The following is a 17,348-nucleotide window of genomic DNA, read 5'->3' as shown; positions in this document are numbered from 1 at the left end:
GGCAGCCCGAACAGGGCCCCGGGGCTCACAGACCTCGGGACCCCTGGCTGCCGGGATGCTGTTCAGAATACCGAAGATGCCTCTTGTCGATGGGGCGAGAGCACCGCCATGCGCCGCTGTGCGGCCATTACTCGACCTGAGTCGATCCCCCCTGCCTTGACTCCCCGAAAATGCGACAGAGGGTCATCCAGGGGCTTTCCTGGCGCCTTGTCGCGTAGCGCTCCAGGCACTATTTCCGTGCCGGACCACGCCCGGGCAGCGTCAGGGCTGAGTGGGCCGGTCGTGCCGTCGCGGAGGGCATGGCGACGAGGTCACGCAGCATGGCGTTGCGTTGCTCCAGGGCCCGCGCCGTGGTGGGGAAGAGCGTGGCCGCACCGTTGTCGACCAGTGCCTGATTCATGGCGACGAACTCGCGGACGTCGCGTTCGTAAGCGGCGAAGGCCGCGGTGTGGTCCCGGTTCGTGGCCAGGGCGTTGGCGAGCATGTAGGCCCCGACCAGCGCAAGGCTTGAGCCTTGTCCGGTCAGGAACGAGGGTGCGTACGCGGCGTCGCCGACGAGCGCGACGCGGCCGCTGGACCACTGGGGCATGCGGATCTGACCGGCCGTGTCGAAGAACAGGTCATCCGCGTCGCGCATGGCGTTGACCATGCCGGGGACCTCCCACCCCGCGCCTGCGAAGACCGTGGCGACCAGGTCCCGCTGGGCGTCGGGGTTCCGGAGGGCGTCGAGCGGCGGTCGCGGTTGGTGAAAGGTCAGGAAGGCGTGCAGCTCGTCGTTGTCCCCGACGGCGTAGAGGGCCGCGGCTTTCCCCGGGGTGTTCCACAACACGAGCTCGCGGGAGAGCCCGAAGGTGTTCGGCATGGTGAATATGGCGAAGCAGTAGCCGAGGTAGCGGTGGAACTGTTCTTCGGGGCCGAACAGGGACTCCCGGGTGTGTGAGTGCATCCCGTCGGCGCCGACCACCAGGTCGAACGTGCGCCGTCGCCCGCTGTGGAAAGTGACGTCGACGCCTTGTCCGGACTGGTCGAGGGTGTCGATGGAGTCGTCGAACAGGAATTCCACGTCGTCGCGGACTATCGCGTACAGGGCCGTGGCCAGATCCCCACGACGCACCTCGAGGTCCTGTCCCTCGACACTGCCGGCGACGGCGTGCGCGTCGACCGAGGCCACTTCACTGCCATCGGCGTTGAGGAAAGTGCAGCGACGCGAGTCGATGTGCGCGTCCCGCAGTTGCGGCAGTATCCCCATCCGCCGGACCACCTCTGTCGCGGTACCGCGGACGTCGATCGGGTAACCACCGCCGCGCAGCGCGCCTGCCTTCTCCACCACGGTGACCGCGAATCCCGACCGGTGCAGCCAGTAGGCCAGCGCGGGTCCGGAGATGCTGGCCCCGGAGATCAGGACTGTGCGCTTCGCGGTAGTGCTCATGTCCATCGACGGACCGGTGGGTGTCATGCCTGGGCTCCCTTTTGCTTCGTGATACGGACGACGAGCAGTGACAGTGCGGCAACGAGGCCGGCTACGGCGAAACCCGTGACGAAGGCCGATTCGGCAGGCAGGCCCGTCGTCGGGTCGGCCCCGGTGTCGAGGATCGCGGCGGCGATCTGGACGCCCAGGGCGATGCCGATCACGCGTGTCACCACGAGAACGCTGGTGGCGATACCGGTGTCCTTGGTCTCGACGGCGGTGGCAGCGCCGGTGAGCAACGCCGTGGTACCGACGCCCGCGGCCATCGCGACCAGCGCCTTGGCGAGGACGAGTTGCCATTCCGCAGTGTGCAGCGACACCAGGGCGATCATCGTGGCCGCCGTGACGACGGCGCCCATGACGACCACGGCACGCAGTCCGAACCGCCGCGCCGTGATCCCGCCGACCGAATCGCTCACCGCCCCGGCGATGGCGCCGGGGAGCAGGAACAGTCCGATGTCGGTGGTACCGGCTCCGAAGCCGTACCCGTCGCCCGGTACCCCGAACAGCTGGGGGAGCAGAAAGCTCACCATCCCGGAACTGGTGGTGATGACGATGGTGAGCATGCACGCATGCCACATCGCAGGCTTCGCCAGCAGGCGTAGATCGACCATCGGCGAGGCGGCCCGGCGCTCGACGGCGACCCATCCGGTCGCAAGGGCGGACACGACCACCGCGAGGGCCCCGACCGCGAGTGGCGGCAGGCCGTCGTCGCCTGTCACCCTCACGAGCCCGAGCATGAACGCGAGCAACGTGCCGCTCAGCAGAACCACGCCTGGCCAGTCGAACCTGTACTCCGATTCGATCGGCGGATCATGCGGCATCAACCGAGAAACCACCAACGTCATCGCGATGATCGCGATCGTCGGCAGTGCGAACATCCAATGCCAGGAAAGTCCTTCCGCGATCGGCCCGGCAATCAGCGTTCCCACCATGCCGCCGCCCGTGAACAGCGCCATGACCAGCCCCATCCCCAGCTGTGACTCACCTGCCGGGAGGTGTTTGCGCACCAGGATGAAGGAAAGGGGCAGCGCACCCACCATGGCGCCCTGCAATACCTGACCGAGCAACAACACCGGCAGGTTCGGCGCCAGGCCGGCCAACAGACCACCGGCCGAGACCACGGCCATCAGCCGGACCAGCACCCGCTTTCCGCCGTAGCGGTCGCCGAGTTTGCCTGCGACGGGTGCGAGGGCGGCGCCGGTGATGAGCACTGCGTTGGAGACCAGTGCCCCTTCGCCAGAGCTGACTCCCAGCTCACGTTGGAGCAGCGGGAGCGCGGGATCCACCACCGTCTGCAGGGTGCCGAGGGCGAGTGCCAAGATGCCGAGGGCACCGATCGCCAGCCTCCCGATGCGGACCGGGGAAGCCACAGCCTCGGACATGGACGTCCTTTTCTCCACCTGTTGATCACTCCAGAAACCGCTGGGGAAGGGGAAAGCGCGGAATTCGCACGCCCCCCACACTCCCCTCCGGCGCCCCGCCGGGCATCGTCCCCCGCCGCCGTCTTGCCCTGGTGCACCCGGACCAGCCGGCCACATTGCCTGGTGCGCACGCACCACAGGCCCACTCGCGCCGGGGCGGACGCAGGCCTGTGGCGACCGTGCGGGGAGGGAAGCGGAGCACGCGGCTGGTTCTCACCGGCGTGAACGGCGCGTTGGGGGGGCGCGGACACGTTATGCAACGACCCGTTCGGACTCCGCGCGCCCTGCCGATGACCACGGGTCGCAGCAATGATGAGCAGATCGCACGTGATCCAGTCGACTCCGCACACCTGCCCTTCGGCAGGTGGACATGCGGTGGAAGGAATCCACGTTGTTGCTTCTCATCTCCCCTGACGGCGTCGAGGAGGCCCTCGACTGCGCGAAGGCGGCCGAGCACCTCGACATCGTCGATGTCAAGAAGCCTGACGAGGGCTCGCTGGGCGCGAACTTCCCGTGGGTCATCAGGGAGATCCGCGATGCGGTCCCGGCGGACAAGCCGGTGTCCGCCACCGTGGGAGACGTGCCGTACAAGCCCGGCACGGTGGCCCAGGCGGCGCTCGGCGCGGCTGTCTCCGGTGCCACATACATCAAGGTCGGCCTCTACGGATGCACCACGCCCGAGCAGGCCGTCGATGTCATGCGAGGGGTCGTCCGGGCGGTGAAGGACTACCGGCCGGACGCGTTCGTCGTCGCCTCGGGCTACGCCGACGCCCACCGGATCGGCTGCGTCAACCCGCTCGCGCTGCCGGACATCGCCCTCCGCTCAGGCTCCGACGGGGCCATGCTCGACACCGCGATCAAGGACGGGACACGGCTGTTCGACCACGTTCCGCCCGATGTCTGCGCGGAGTTCGTCCGGCTTGCCCACGAGGCCGATCTGGTCGCCGCCCTCGCAGGCAGCGTCAAGGTGGGAGACCTCGGCGCGCTGACCCGCATCGGCACGGACATCGTGGGGGTGCGCGGGGCGGTCTGCGAGGGGGGAGACCGCAACGCCGGAAGGATTCAGCCGCAGCTGGTGGCCGCCTTCCGGGCGGAGATGGACCGGCACGCCCGGGAACACGCAGCAGCCGTCGCCGCCGCGAGCTGACCGTCGGCATGCCGATAGGTCAGCCACGTCGCGCGTCCGGGGCCTGCGGCGAGCGCTTCGCCGTTCTCGATCCGGCAGTGGGCGAGGCCTTCGACGAGGCTCCCGACCAGCACCCGGACGAGCTGGACGCCGCCGTCGACCGGGCCCACGATGCCTGGCGCAGCTGGCGGGCCGACCCCGTCGCCCGCACCACCGCGTTGCTCGCGGCAGCCGACGCGGTGGAGGCGGCCGGGGCCGACCTCGCTCCGCTGCTCACCCGTGAACAGGGCAAACCGCTGGCCGAGTCGTACGCGGAGATCGCCCGTACGGCAGCCCGCCTGCGCTACTTCGCCGAGCTGGACCCCGGGCCCCAGCCGATCATGGACGGCCGGCCGGTGCGCAGCGAGATCCGCTGGCGACCGCTCGGGCCCATCGCCGCGATCGTCCCGTGGAATTTCCCCCTCCAGCTCGCGTCGGCGAAGTTCGCGCCCGCGCTCGCCGCAGGCAACACGGTGGTGCTCAAGCCCTCCCCGTTCACCCCCCTCGCCACCCGGCTGCTGGGGTCCGTCATCTCCACCGCGCTTCCCGAGGACGTACTGACGATCGTCACCGGTCGCGAACCCCTCGGCGCCCGCCTCGCGTCCCATCCGGGCATCCGCCATGTGACCTTCACCGGTTCGATTCCCACCGGACGGGCCGTCGCGGAGGGCGCGGCGGCCTCGCTCGCCCGGGTCACCCTGGAGCTGGGCGGCAACGACGCCGCCATCCTGCTGGAGGACGTGGATGTGGAGCGGATCGCGGACCGGCTGTTCTGGGCCGCGTTCCGCAACTGCGGTCAGGTCTGCATGGCGGTCAAGCGCGTCTACGCCCCGGCCCGGCTCTACCCCCAGGTGGTCGAGGCCCTCGCACAGCGCGCGAAGACCGTCGTCGTCGGAGCCGGGCTCGACCCGGGATCGCAGCTGGGGCCGGTCAACAACGCCCCCCAACTGGCCCGGGTCGAGCGCTGCACGGCCCAGGCCCTGGCAGACGGTGCCCGAGCCGTGGCCGGTGGCCACCGGCTGGACCGGCCGGGCTACTTCTTCGCCCCGACGATCCTGGCCGATGTCCCCTCCGACAGCCGGGTGGTGACCGAGGAGCAGTTCGGCCCGGTCCTGCCGGTGCTGCCGTACGGGAGCCTCGACGAAGCCGTCGAGGCGGCCAACGACACCGGCTTCGGGCTGGGCGGCTCGGTATGGGGGACCGACCTCGACAGGGCCGAGGCGGTGGCCGACCGGCTGGAGTGCGGGACGGCGTGGATCAACCACCACGCCGAACTGTCCCTCGCCCAGCCCTTCGCGGGCATCAAGGAGAGCGGTGTCGGCGTCGCGGGCGGGCCGTGGGGGCTCTACGGGAACCTCAGGCCGTTCGTCGTACACCGTCCCGAGGAGGCCTGACGATGAGGTTCGGTGCGGCGGTACTGCGTTCGTACCAGAGCCGATTCGCCGTCGAGGAGGTGATCCTGAACGCGGGCCCGGCCGACGGCGAGGTCCTGGTCAAGATCGCGGGCTGTGGGATGTGCCGGACCGATCTCGCGGTCCGGCGTTCGGCGGGCCGCTCACCGCTGCCGGCGGTGCTCGGCCACGAGGGGGCCGGGGTCGTGGTGGAGACGGGCGGCCCGGACACCGGCCTGAGCGTCGGCGACCACATCGTGCTGAGCTTCGACTCCTGCGGCCGCTGCCGGAACTGCATGGGCGCGGCCCCCGCCTACTGTGACTCCTTCGCCTCGCTCAACCTCTTCGGAGGGCGCAAGGAGAACGCGGCGCGGTTCACCGACGCGGCCGGGGGCGAACTGGCTCCCCGGTGGTTCGGCCAGTCCTCGTTCGCCGAGTACGCGATGGTCCCGGCCCGCAACGCCGTCCGGGTCGACCCCTCGCTCCCCGTCGAACTGCTCGGACCGCTCGGCTGCGGATTCCTCACCGGCGCCGGAGCGGTCTTCAACTCCTTCGGCGTCGGCCCCGGCGACACCGTCGCGGTCTTCGGCGCGGGGGCGGTGGGCCTGGCCGCGGTGATGGCGGCCACCGCCGCCGGGGCAGTGACCGTGGCCGTCGACCGGCACCCCGAACGGCTGGCCCTCGCCGAGCGGCTCCGCGCGATCCCGCTGCACGCCGCGTCGGCCGACCTGCCCGACCGCATTCGGCGACTGACCGACGGCGGCGCGCAGTACGCGCTGGACACCACGGGCTCCGCCCAGCTGATCAACGACGCGCTCCGGGCCCTGCGCCCGACCGGCCACCTCGGCCTGGTGGCCCGGCTCCACGCCGCGCTGCCGCTCGAACCGGGGGCACTGGACCGTGGCCGCAGGATCTCCCACATCTGCGAGGGGGACGCGGTGCCGGGGCTGCTGATTCCGCGGCTGATCGGACTGTGGCAGGCCGGGTGGTTTCCGTTCGACCAGCTGATCCGTACGTACCCGCTCGCCGACATCAACGAGGCCGAACGCGACTGCGACGCGGGCCGCGTGGTCAAACCCGTCCTGGTTCCGGAGGGGAGGGGGCGATGAGCGAGGCGTTTCAACACCACCGCCGATCCATCATTCGCGTTCCTCACTGTTCGTGGTATCGACTCGCGCCAAGGGAGAAGACATGGTCGGCACAGCACCTCGGAACACCGGTGTGGAAGGTGTGGAAGGGGGCGTTGGTCTGACCGCTCTCATGGTCGCCGCGGCACGGGCGATCGAGACCCACCGCCACGACAGCCTGGCACGGGACGTCTACGCAGAGCACTTCGTGCTCGCCGCACCGGCGTCCGCGGACTGGCCGGTCCGCATGCAACAGGTTCCGGACGGGGACGCGAACCCGCTGTGGGGGCGATTCGCGCGCTACTTCGGTCTGCGGACGAGGGTCCTCGACGACTTTCTCCTCCGGTCGGTGCACGCGGGGGGCGCCCGCCAAGTGGTGCTGCTCGGAGCGGGGTTGGATGCGCGGGCGTTCCGTCTCGACTGGCCTTGTGGCTGCGTGGTCTTCGAGGTCGACAGGGAGGGCGTGCTGGCGTTCAAGCACAAGGTGCTCGGCGAACTGTCGGCCACTCCGAAGGCAGCGCGCGTACCGATCCCGATCGATCTGCGCGCCGACTGGGTCGGAGCGCTGACCGACGCCGGCTTCGACGCGGCCGAACCGAGCGTCTGGCTGGCCGAGGGGTTGCTGTTCTACCTGCCAGGCGCCGCCGAGACGTACCTCATCGACACGGTGGACCGGTTGAGCACGGGGGGAAGCGCCCTGGCGTTCGAGGTCAAGCTCGAGAAGGACTTGCTGGAATTCAGCGACAGTCCGCTCTACACCTCGACGAAACACCAGATCGGTATCGACCTGCTCAACCTGTTCGATGGCGAGCCACGGCCCGACTCCGCAGGTCATCTGGCGGGCAAGGGCTGGTCCACATCGGTCCACACACCCTTCGACTTCACCCGCCGGCACGGACGCGGCCCGCTGCCCGAGCAGAGAGACGCGCTGGCGGGCAACCGGTGGGTGTTCGCGAACAAGCCCCGGCCGTAACGCCGCCGTCAAGCCGCCCGGCCGCCGCCCGTGGCGCGGCGGCCGACCGTGCACGCGGTGTCGGGACGGAGAGGAAGGACGAGACCTGCCCGGAACACGCCGGCCGCACGGACGGCACCCCGCGAAAACCGGTGAACGGCTGACGTCACACCCGTTGACGCGCAGCCCCGGACCGTCGAAGAATGTGCGGCACCGCTGCACTGACAACGTTGTCCAGCCTCCGAGGTGGCTCGCCGTGTCGCACCCGTCCTTACCCCTCCTCCGCCGCCGCTTCCTGCACCTCGCCGGTCTCACGGGCGGGCTGGCCGCCCTGCCTCCGCTCACCGGAGCCGCGAGCGCCCACGCCGCGGACGGTCGCACGGACACACCGCCCGACGCCGTCGCGGCCACCTACCTGCGGGTGCTCCTGGACCACACCCGGTGGTCCGAGACGCAGTGGGACGAGGCCCAGGGCCACTACCGCGCCAAGGACTTCGGGTTCGCCGTGGTCCTCGGCCACGCGGTGCTGCTCACCCACGGCACCTACGACGCGGCGCGCGCGGGCATCGACCGGGAAACCCTCAAGCGGCGCACGCTCGCCACTATCCGTCACTTCGCCGCGTCGAACCGGCTCACCGGCGGCAACGAGTGGGGCCGCAAGCTCTTCTTCGACACCACCTTCCAGTCGTACTTCGTCCTCGCCGCCCGGCTGCTGTGGGAGGGCCTCGACACCGCGACGCAGAAGAACATCGAGGCCATCGTCCGCGAACAGGCCGCCTACACCGTGTCATTGGGCAGCGGCGACGACCCCGCCTCGGGCGACTGGACGCCGAACGGCCTGAGCGGCGGACACGTCGGCGACACCAAGCTGGAAGAGATGGGCCTGTACGCACAGACCCTCGCACCGGCGCTCGCGTGGGCCCACGACGACCCCCGCGCCGCCGACTGGGCCACGTGGTACGGCATCTGGTCGCGCAACGAGGCGGGGCTGCCGCCCGCCGACCTCGCCAACCCCGCCCGCGTGGACGGCGTCGCCGTCTCCGAGAACACCGCCCGCAACCTGTACGACACCTTCATCGTCGAGAACCACGGGTCCTTCGGCCCGCACTACCAAGAGGAACTGTGGCGCACCTCCGGCCGCAACGCCGCGCACTTCCTGGCCGCCGGGCGCCCCCTCCCGCAGGTCCTCGCACGGCAGCCGAACGCCCAGCCGCTGTGGCGCACGCTGCTGGGCGTCATGAGCGACGCGGGCGAACCGCTGATGCCGATGGTCAACGACCGCGAGCACCTCTACGGCAGGGACGTCATCCCGCTCGCCTTCCTCTCCCAGGTGATGCGCGACCGGGCCGCGGCGCGCGCGGAACAGGAGCTGGCGTCGAGGCTGGAGGCGTACCAGCAGTACCCGCCCGAGCACCGGATGGCGAAGTTCTCGGGGGAGCCGAAGTACGAGCCGGAGGCACGCGCCGAGATCGCGATCAGCTACCTGCTGCACGTGGGGGCGGCGGCGTCCGGGCGGCCCGTCAAGGCGCTGTCGCGCGAGGAACTGTTCGCGCGGGCCTCCGGTGTCACGGACTTCGGGACCGGCCCCGGACTGGTGTCGCACCAGTCGCGGACCGCGTGGGCCGGTGCCGTGACGAAGCCCGGGTTCGTGAAGTTCGCGTGGCAGCCGGTCCACGACGACTGGCTGTTCCGGCTCAGCGGCGCGACCCCGATGTTCCTGCCCGCCACCGCCGCGAAGGTCCAGGGCCGTACCGTGCGCGTGTACGAGTCCCTGCGCGACGGCTTCGACGGCAGCGCGACGCTCCTGCGCCTCGACGGCGGCTGGGCCGGGTTCGCGACGCTCCCGACGGGCGCCGTCGTCTACGCGAGCAGCGGCACCGCCGACGCGGAGGGCCACCTCGACGTGTACAACCTGACGATGCCTGGCATGCCGGGGCTCGACGGCGCGCGCACCTACCGCTTCGAGGAGGGCGAGGCGACCGTCCGCGCCCGCGACACCTCCACGGACACACCCGCCGGGCGGGTCGACGACCTCGGCTTCACCCCCACGACGGTGCGCCACGTCCGCATGCTCGGCATGCGGCCCGACCCGGCCTACGGGTACTCCGTGTACGCCTTCGAGGTGCGCGACGGCGCTCAGGGCGCGGACCTGGCGCGCGGCGGGTCCGCCACCGCCTCGTCGGCCGACGCCGGGAAGGGCGCGCCGCTCGCGGTCGACGGCGACGCGGCCACCCGCTGGGCGGTGTCGAAGGCCGACCGTCCGCGCGCCGACAGCTGGCTGGCCGTCGACCTCGGCGCCGAGCGCCGGATCGACCGGGTCACCCTGCGCTGGGAATCGGCGGCCGGCCGCGCCTACCGCGTCCAGGGTTCCACGGACGGCCGGGACTGGCGGGACCTGGCGACCGGGCCGAGGCCGGCGGTGAGCAGCCGCGGCGGCTGGCTCGATGTCGAGGGACGCGCCGGGCTCGTGGTGCGGGACGGCCGGAACCCGATCGGCGTGTACGACGACAAGATCGTCCTCGGCGACGGCCCGGCGGCACCTCTCCTCGTCGAGGGCTTCCCCGGCACCTCGGCCGAGAACCTGCGCGCGATCGCCCGGGGGGTCGCACCCACGGCCGAGGCCACCGCGGTGCGCACGACGCTGACGGACGGACACCTGACCCTGTTCAACCTGTCCGGCGAGTCCGTCAGGACGCGGATCATGATCCCGCGCACCGGCACGGACACGGTGGTCTTCGAGGGCACGCAGACGCTGACCGCCGACGGCACGTCCTTCGAGGCCGCGCTGCCCGCCGCCACGGCGGTCGTGCTGGCCCCGCGCTTCACGCTCACCCCCCTCACGAGCCGACGTCTGCCGTCCGGCCTGCGGGCCCAGGTCGTCGACGGCGCGACCGTGCGCCTGTCCGGGGCCTCCTGCACCCTGCGCGTCCGGGCCCAGGGACGCAGCAAGGTCGCCGTCGTCAGAGCGGGCCGGACGGTCACCGTCGTCCTGGCCGGCGCGGCCGCCCACCCGCACGACGACCTGGCCCTCGGCAGGACCGTCTTCCCCACGAGCCCGCTGCCGGAGGGCATGTCCGACCCCGCGGCGGCGGTGGACGGCGATGCCCGCACGGCGTGGAAGCCGGGCACGCACGGCCGCATGGTCGTGGACCTCGGCGCGGCCCGCCCGGTCCGCCTGGTGGAGACCGAGTGGACGGCGGGCGCGGCGCCTGGCGCGAAGGTCGGCTTCAGCATGGACGGCATCACCTACCGGGACGCCGGGACCCCCACCGGCCGGGGCCGCGTGCGCCGGCTGACCGCCTCCGAGACGGCCCGCTACGTCAGCCTCGAAGTCGACGGATCGGCGCCCGCGGCGGTGTCACGCCTGCGGCGCCTGACGGTGCGCTGACCGCTCCGTGCCCGCCGGGCAGCCCGAGGGTGGGGCACGAACGTGGCCGCCGCCAAGAGGGCGGGCGTCAGTCCGAGTTGATCGAATGTGGTGTCCGGATCACCTCCGATCCGGCCGATCCAGGGCACGGCCGCCACCGCGAGTGCGCCAAGGCCACCGGTGGCAACGGCCAGCCACTGTCCGTTGCGCAGGACGGACACGAGCTGGTGCGGCTCGTCCTGGCGCTCGGTCACGAAAGGCATCACACCGCGCTGCGCACCGGCGATTTGATCAGCCCGGCGTGGTGAGAGTTGGACCTCACCAGCGATCAGATCGAAGCCTCGTCGGTCAGCGAAGGCGCGGCACACGGGCGGAGGACCATGAGCGAGTCTTCCAAGGTCGCCACCATGGCAAAGGGGAACCGGTCGAGCTCAAGACAGAGTGCGACGTCATCAGGATGGACTCCTTGACGCACACCCTCCGCCAGCTCGGCGGCGGCGCGCGACTCGGCAGCGCGGCGGAGGAAATCAGCTGCATCCGTCCCGGCCCCGGTGGCCCTCCGAGCGATGTACTGAGCACACGCCAGATCTTCATCGGCCTGCCCGTCTTCGCCGGTGACCACGAACGTGACCCTGTCACTCGTGCGCGCCCGCAAGAACCGAGCCGTCGCCTCCGCCACCACGAAGCCGGCGCACAACACCAGCGACGCCTCCTTGACCGCGAGGGCGCCGACCGTTCCTGCCGTGGTTTTCTGCACAACGGTCCGTCCGCCAAGGTCAACGGACCGCAGCAGGCCCGGCGAGTTGACCATGTCGAACCCGGGCGCGGGCGGACCGTCTTTGAGAGCCGCCCAATCCGGGTGGCGAGACCTGAGCGCCAGGGCCTCGTCCAGCGACTCAGCAAGAACGATCTTTTCCGCCCCCTGGGCAAAGGCCCAGGCAGCCACGGTGAATGCACGCATGACGTCGACGACGACCGCCACGGACGGGGCTTCGACCAGCTCCGCTATGCCAAGGAAACGAGCGTCCATCCGGTCATCATTGCGCATGCCTGCGTCAGAGCAACCAGACAGTCATCCGCATCACAGCGACGGTGCCGCCATGCATGCACGGCACCTCCCCCGTCCCGTTCGCTGGACGACACACAAATGGCGGCCGGAACAACTCGTGGACCTGATCGAGCAGGCCGGACTGCGCCCGGTCATCTGGCGTCGGAAGCGGCACGGGGCCCGTGCCGGGCAAGGCTCCTCGCGCACCGGCACGGGATACTCAACCCATGAGTGACACCCGCAATGACCTGAGCGGCACGGTGCACGGGAGCGTCATCCAGGCCAACAGTGTCAGCCTCGGCGGCGGGCGTGATGCGCGGCGCCGCATCTGGATGGTGCCACAGCCGACCCGGGCGCTGGTGGAACGCGTCAGTCTCAACGAGCGGTTGACGGGCCTGCTGGCGCCGGGCGCCGCGGACGTCGGCGTGGTTGGTGCCGGTGGTTTCGGCAAGACGACTTTGGCCGTACGGGTCTGTGAGCTCACGCGCGACGCGTTTCCCGGTGGCGTGCTGTGGGTGACGCTGGGCGAACATGTTCCGGATCCGGTGTTGGCCGACAAGATCAACGATCTCAGCGAGCTGTTGAGCGGCCGGCGGCCGGCCCTGACAGATCCCTCAATGGCCGGATACCTGCTCGGTGAGCTCTTGCGGGAGCGCGAGCCCACGCTGCTGGTCATCGATGACCTGTGGGCGGCCAGCAGGCTGGACCCCTTTCCCGTCGGACCGAACGTGACCCGCCTGGTGACGAGCAGGATGCGCGGCGCACTCCCCGCGGCCTGCCGGATTGTGAAGGTCGGACGCATGAGCCCCGGGGAGAGCGGGTCCCTGCTGTCCAGCGGCTTGCCCGAACTGACCCGCACGGAGCAGCTGACGCGGCTGACCGGAGGTTGGGCACTGTTGCTGTCCCTGGCCAACAGCGCCATGCGCCAGTGGATCGAGGACGGAATGACACCGGACCAGGCCGCTGATCTGATCGGAGACCAACTGCTTCTGGACGGTCCTGACAGTCTCGATCTGGAGAGCGCGGACCGCAGGGAATACGCGGTCAGATCGTCGGTCGAGGCGAGCCTGACGCGTTTGGACAAGGGCGCGCCGACCAGGCCTGGGCGCGAACGCTTCCTGCAACTGGGCGTCCTGCCCGAGGACACCGGCGTCCCGATCGAGGTGGTCTGCCTGCTGTGGGCGGCGGACGGGCTCGACGTCGCCGGGGGGCGGCGCCTGATCAGGCTTCTCGCCGATCTGTCGCTGATCGCCGTCGTGGACGGAATGGTTGTCGTGCACGATGTGCTGCGCGCCTACCTCCGACACGTCCTCGGCCCGGTCGGCGTCGTCAAGGCGAGCGCTACGATGGTTCGCGCCCTGCGCGCCGAGGCTCCGGCCGATTGGGTGGCCGCACGTTCCTACACCCTCAGACATCTGGCCGGCCACGCCACCGAGGCCGAGCTTCTCGACCCCCTCCTGCTGGACGCGGGCTTTCTGCTCGCCGCCTCCCAGCCGGAACTGCTGGCCTGCCTGGGAGCGGCGAAGAGCGACGACGCACGGGCCGCCGCCGCCGTCTACCAGCGGACCGCACACCAGCTGCGGGACCAGCCGGTGGCCGATCGTCCCGCCTATCTGGCGCTCGCCGCCCGGCAGGTCGGCGCCCACGCGCTCGCGGCCGCAGCCGACTGTCAGGGGCGGAACGCGCCGTGGCGCAGCTCGTGGACACGTTGGAACCCAGTGCCGGAGCACAAGATACTCGCCCGGCACGGATCCGCTGTTCTGACCGTCGCGATCGCGACCCTGCCGGACGGACGGAACTGGGCCATCAGCGCCGACCTCGATGGTGATGTGCGCGTCGTGGACCTGGCCAGCAACGAGAGCGTCAGACCACCCTGGCTCCTGCCGGGACGAAGGACACACGTGATCCAGTGTGTCCCACTCCCCGGCGGCGATCGCCACCTCGTCATCATGTGCGGACTGGACGGGCAGCTGCGCGTCCAGGACCTGGTGACCGGAGACGACGTGCCGTTCGAGGGCCAGGCGAGGGTCACCAGGGTCAGCGAGATCGTTTGGACGGAGCACGCTGGTCGCCCGATCGTGGTGGTGGCGTGCTGGGACCGCACCGTTCACTCCTGGGACGCGACAACCGGCCGCACCATCGGGAAGGAGATCAGCTTCTCGATCGAGGACACCGACGGGTTTTGGACGATCGCGGCCGGCACATTGGCGGACGGGCATCTGGGGGTGGCCGTCGCCAACGAGAGGTCCATGGTCCGGCTGTGGGACGCGGAGACAGGGCGACCGGCCGACCACGGCATCGCCGGCGACCCGCGCAGGACCATGCATCTCGTGTGGGGACGGAGCGGGCTGTTCACAGCGGGCGATTCCGGTGTGGTCCTGCGCTGGGATCCCGCGACGGGCGCGCCGGCGGGGAGCGCCCCCATTGCTCATGGCACATATATCTCGTCCCTGGCCCACGCGCTCCTGGCCGGAACGGAAGTGTTGATCAGTGGTGGCGATGACGGGACAGTCCGGCTGTGGGACGCGCGAACCGGAACGCCGTGGGGAGCGCCGCTGACCGCGCACGACGGCTCCATTCGTTCGCTGGCCTGCACCGAACTGGGCGGAGGGCGCGTGGCCTTGGTGACGGGCGGCAACGAGAACACCGCGCGCTTGTGGGAGTCGAAGGCGTTCAACGGCCCGTCAGTCAGCGATGGTGTGCTGCCGGCCGTCACCAGCGTGGTGGACGCCGGAGGCCGTACGGTCACAGGCCACACGGACGGGGTGCTACGCGTCTGGGAGGCCGAGCGGATCGTCGCTCAACTGCCCGGGTGCACCAAGGCACTCGCCCACCACCGCGGCTTCCTTCTCGGCAAGCGCGATCACGGCGTGCGGGTATGGCGAGTCGCTGACGGACAAGAACAGGACGTAAGCCCCGCTCAGGATATTGGGACGGTCTGGTCGGTCGCCTGCCTGGCCGCCGAGGCGGACGGCACCACGGTAGCGATCACGGGCGGGGCCGGGAACGTCATCGAGGCCGTGCGACTGCCCACCGGGGAACACCTGTGGCGCAAGCACACCCGGCAACGCACGCGCTGGGAGCACGACGGCGGACGTCTCCCCTGCGTCTGTGCACTCACCACCGGCACGCTGCCGGACGGACGCCCGATCGTGGTCAGCGGCGGGAACGACGGAACCATCCGGATCTGGGACACGCGCACCGGAGAGCGCATCGGTACGAGCATGAACTGCCGAGGTGAGCGACAGCTCAGCCCCGCCGCTGTCACCGCCCTCGCGTGTACCCGACTGCCCGACGGCCGGGTGGTGGCCATCGCCGGCAGCGAGGACACCACGCACGCGACGGTCGCGGTGTGGGACCTGGTGACCTGTCGCCCCATCGCCGTCTCGGCGATCCGAACCGACTGGACACGTCACGCGGTCTGCGCGACGCTGCCGGACGGCTCGCCCGTCGCGGTCACGGGTGACACGATTCTGCGCGTCTGGCCACTCGGCGCGCTGGACGAAACAGAAGCGGAGTGGTTTCCGCTGTTCGACATTGACCTCGACGCGCCAGTGAGGGCCCTGGACACCGAGGGGAACAGTGCCGTCATCGCGGGTACGAAGCACGGCCTGGTCCGACTACATCTGCGAGGATTCCAGGAACGCACGGGCGGATGAACCGCCTCGGTCGCACGCGCTTGCGGCGGCCTCAACCTGTGCCGTGCCGCTCGAAAAGCCATTGGCTATCGTGCGTCGCGTAGCTTGAGAACGTATGTCGCGGTGAGCGCGACGGCGCGGTCTTCGTCATGTGACAGATCAGCGAGGGCGCGTGACGTCGTGATCCCCGGTATGTCCGCGAGCGCCTGTGTCAGCCGTCGACGCGCAGACGTACCAACGGTGCCGTGGGCGAGGCGGTCGACGAGCCCACTGGCGATCTGATCCGCCAGCGCGGGATCACTCGCCAGCACGCTCAGCGCATCGGCTGCGTCGGCGTCGTTCCTCTCCTCGACGATCATGTCGATGAGCGTCGGGACCGCGTCGGCTACTCCACGTGTCGCGAGCGCCAGAGCCGCGTACCCGCGGACCACGATGTCGGGGTTCGTGAGGGCGTCCCCCAGCAGTGCGGTCGCCTCGCCGTCCGGAATCTCGGCGATGGACTGGACGGCGCGTTTCCGCACCTCGGCCGCTGGTGAGTCGAGGCCCTTCGCCAGCAGTGGCAGCCCGTCCTCGCCTGATTGCGCCAGAGCCCAGCGAAGGGCTCCGGCGACGTTCGGGTCCGACTCGCCCAGCACGGCCTCGACCAGTGCTTCCACCGGCACGGGAACTTCCTCGACCGCGGACAGGGCCGCGCGCTGCCGCGCCCCCGCGTTCTTCGACCCCAACGCCTGGAGGAGCGCGACGATCTGGAGGACGTCCTTCCAGCCGGCGGGCTGCGCGGCACCGATCCGGAGGAGCCGCGTGAGCAGCTCCGTCTCCGCTGCGATGCGGTCTCGTGTCTGGCGGATGAGGTCGTCGACGAGCTCCGCGGGGGCGAAGCCGGGGTCATCGAGCGCGCGCCTGACGTCGCGCAGCGACAGCCCCAGTGACCGCAGGCTCTCGATGTGGAAGATTCGCCGGATGTTCTCGCTGGAGTACTCCCGGTAGCCGGAGTCGGTACGACCCGTTGGCCGCACCAGGCCGAGCGATTCGTAATGCCTGAGCATGCGGGCGCTGACCCCGGCTCGTCGCGCGACATCACCGATCAACACTGCCTACTGCCCCTCCTGGCCGGCCCCGCCGAGGGCTGCGATGCGCTTCGCCTCCTCGACGGCGAACTCGAATCCGGCGTCCGGGTCGTGCCACAGCCGTTCCGTGGCGATCGCGTGCGCCCTCACGCGAGGGTCGGGATCCGTCGTCGCGGCGCCCAGCGTCGGCAACATCACCTCCCCGAGCGCGATCAGCGCCCGGCTGAGGCTCAGCTGCGTCTCGCGTTCGCCGCGCCCGAGCTGTGTCGCCAGCACTACGGCCAACTCGTGCTCCTCACCGTCGGGCACGAGCACGACCGCCGCCCGCCAGGCGCTCCGGGCCACCTCGTCGTCGGCGTCGGACAGCAGCGCCGGTGTGATCGCCGGCCACGCTTGCCGATCCCCGATCTTGGACAGCGTGTGCAACGCCTGGCTACGTGCCTGTGCACGCTCCGAGCGGACTTCGTCGACAAGCAGCGGGACCGTCATTGAAGCCGCGTGGCGGGTGAGTGCCCACGTCAGCATTTCGCGCACGTAGAACTCGGGCTCGATCGCGCACCGCTCGATGAGCTTGCCGATGAACGCCGGGTCAGGGGCCGTGCCGACCGCCAGCGCTGCCTGCAACCGGACCGACGGGTTGTTGTTCTCCAGCCCCTGCAGAGCTCGCATCGTATTCGTGTCCTTCGTCGCCATGGTCATGG

12 protein-coding genes are annotated in these 17,348 nt (G+C 70.6%); 7 read left to right on the top strand and 5 right to left on the bottom strand.

From position 1 onward, the window contains the following. Positions 1–229: 229 nt before the first annotated feature. A complete protein-coding gene (locus tag ACFZDL_RS05075) occupies positions 230–1,456 on the bottom strand; it encodes an FAD-dependent monooxygenase (RefSeq protein WP_353591991.1) in 1,227 nt (408 codons plus the stop codon). Further along, positions 1,453–2,853, bottom strand: coding sequence for an MFS transporter (locus tag ACFZDL_RS05070; RefSeq protein WP_353591990.1), 1,401 nt, complete (start codon positions 2,851–2,853; stop codon positions 1,453–1,455). The genes ACFZDL_RS05075 and ACFZDL_RS05070 overlap by 4 nt, the downstream gene beginning before the upstream one ends. Before the next feature lie 409 nt (positions 2,854–3,262). Between ACFZDL_RS05070 and ACFZDL_RS05065 the strand changes: the two genes are divergently transcribed. The 6 genes from ACFZDL_RS05065 to ACFZDL_RS05040 all read left to right on the top strand — a co-directional run bounded on the left by ACFZDL_RS05065 (position 3,263) and on the right by ACFZDL_RS05040 (position 11,202). Next, entirely contained in the window at positions 3,263–4,039 is a 777-nt protein-coding gene (locus ACFZDL_RS05065; protein ID WP_353591989.1) for a (5-formylfuran-3-yl)methyl phosphate synthase, read from the top strand. Between the two features lie 8 nt (positions 4,040–4,047). Further along, positions 4,048–5,451 (top strand): aldehyde dehydrogenase family protein, encoded by a 1,404-nt coding sequence (locus tag ACFZDL_RS05060; protein ID WP_353591988.1) that lies wholly within the window; start codon positions 4,048–4,050, stop codon positions 5,449–5,451. Between the two features lie 2 nt (positions 5,452–5,453). Then, positions 5,454–6,557 carry an NAD(P)-dependent alcohol dehydrogenase gene (locus tag ACFZDL_RS05055; protein WP_353591987.1) on the top strand — a complete coding sequence of 368 codons (1,104 nt, stop codon included), beginning with the start codon at positions 5,454–5,456 and terminating at the stop codon, positions 6,555–6,557. An 82-nt stretch (positions 6,558–6,639) separates the two neighbouring features. Beyond that, complete coding sequence (locus ACFZDL_RS05050; RefSeq protein ID WP_353591986.1) at positions 6,640–7,548, top strand: class I SAM-dependent methyltransferase; 909 nt, start codon at positions 6,640–6,642, stop codon at positions 7,546–7,548. A 235-nt stretch (positions 7,549–7,783) separates the two neighbouring features. After that, positions 7,784–10,915, top strand: a complete 3,132-nt coding sequence (locus tag ACFZDL_RS05045) for a discoidin domain-containing protein (RefSeq protein WP_353591985.1) — start codon at positions 7,784–7,786, stop codon at positions 10,913–10,915. A 29-nt stretch (positions 10,916–10,944) separates the two neighbouring features. Then, the gene (locus ACFZDL_RS05040) at positions 10,945–11,202 is read left to right on the top strand and encodes a hypothetical protein (protein WP_353591984.1); all 258 of its coding nucleotides are present in this window, start codon (positions 10,945–10,947) and stop codon (positions 11,200–11,202) included. Between the two features lie 20 nt (positions 11,203–11,222). Here the strand turns inward: ACFZDL_RS05040 and ACFZDL_RS05035 are convergent, their stop codons facing one another. Further along, positions 11,223–11,924, bottom strand: a complete 702-nt coding sequence (locus tag ACFZDL_RS05035; protein WP_353591983.1) for a 2-phosphosulfolactate phosphatase — start codon at positions 11,922–11,924, stop codon at positions 11,223–11,225. Between the two features lie 245 nt (positions 11,925–12,169). Here ACFZDL_RS05035 and ACFZDL_RS05030 point away from each other — a divergent pair, with 245 nt between their 5' ends. After that, positions 12,170–15,601 carry an NB-ARC domain-containing protein gene (locus tag ACFZDL_RS05030; protein WP_353591982.1) on the top strand — a complete coding sequence of 1,144 codons (3,432 nt, stop codon included), beginning with the start codon at positions 12,170–12,172 and terminating at the stop codon, positions 15,599–15,601. A 65-nt stretch (positions 15,602–15,666) separates the two neighbouring features. On the opposite strand, the gene ACFZDL_RS05025 is transcribed toward ACFZDL_RS05030, so the two are convergent. Further along, positions 15,667–16,671 carry a MerR family transcriptional regulator gene (locus ACFZDL_RS05025; RefSeq protein ID WP_353591981.1) on the bottom strand — a complete coding sequence of 335 codons (1,005 nt, stop codon included), beginning with the start codon at positions 16,669–16,671 and terminating at the stop codon, positions 15,667–15,669. Between the two features lie 3 nt (positions 16,672–16,674). Further along, a complete protein-coding gene (locus ACFZDL_RS05020; RefSeq protein WP_353591980.1) occupies positions 16,675–17,346 on the bottom strand; it encodes a HEAT repeat domain-containing protein in 672 nt (223 codons plus the stop codon). Positions 17,347–17,348: the final 2 nt, after the last annotated feature.

The organism is Streptomyces sp. NPDC007917, from assembly GCF_042959105.1.
Taxonomy (GTDB): domain Bacteria; phylum Actinomycetota; class Actinomycetes; order Streptomycetales; family Streptomycetaceae; genus Streptomyces.
The sequence above is the reverse complement of the archived record's forward strand: the minus strand, read 5'-3'. Positions and strand labels throughout refer to the sequence as shown.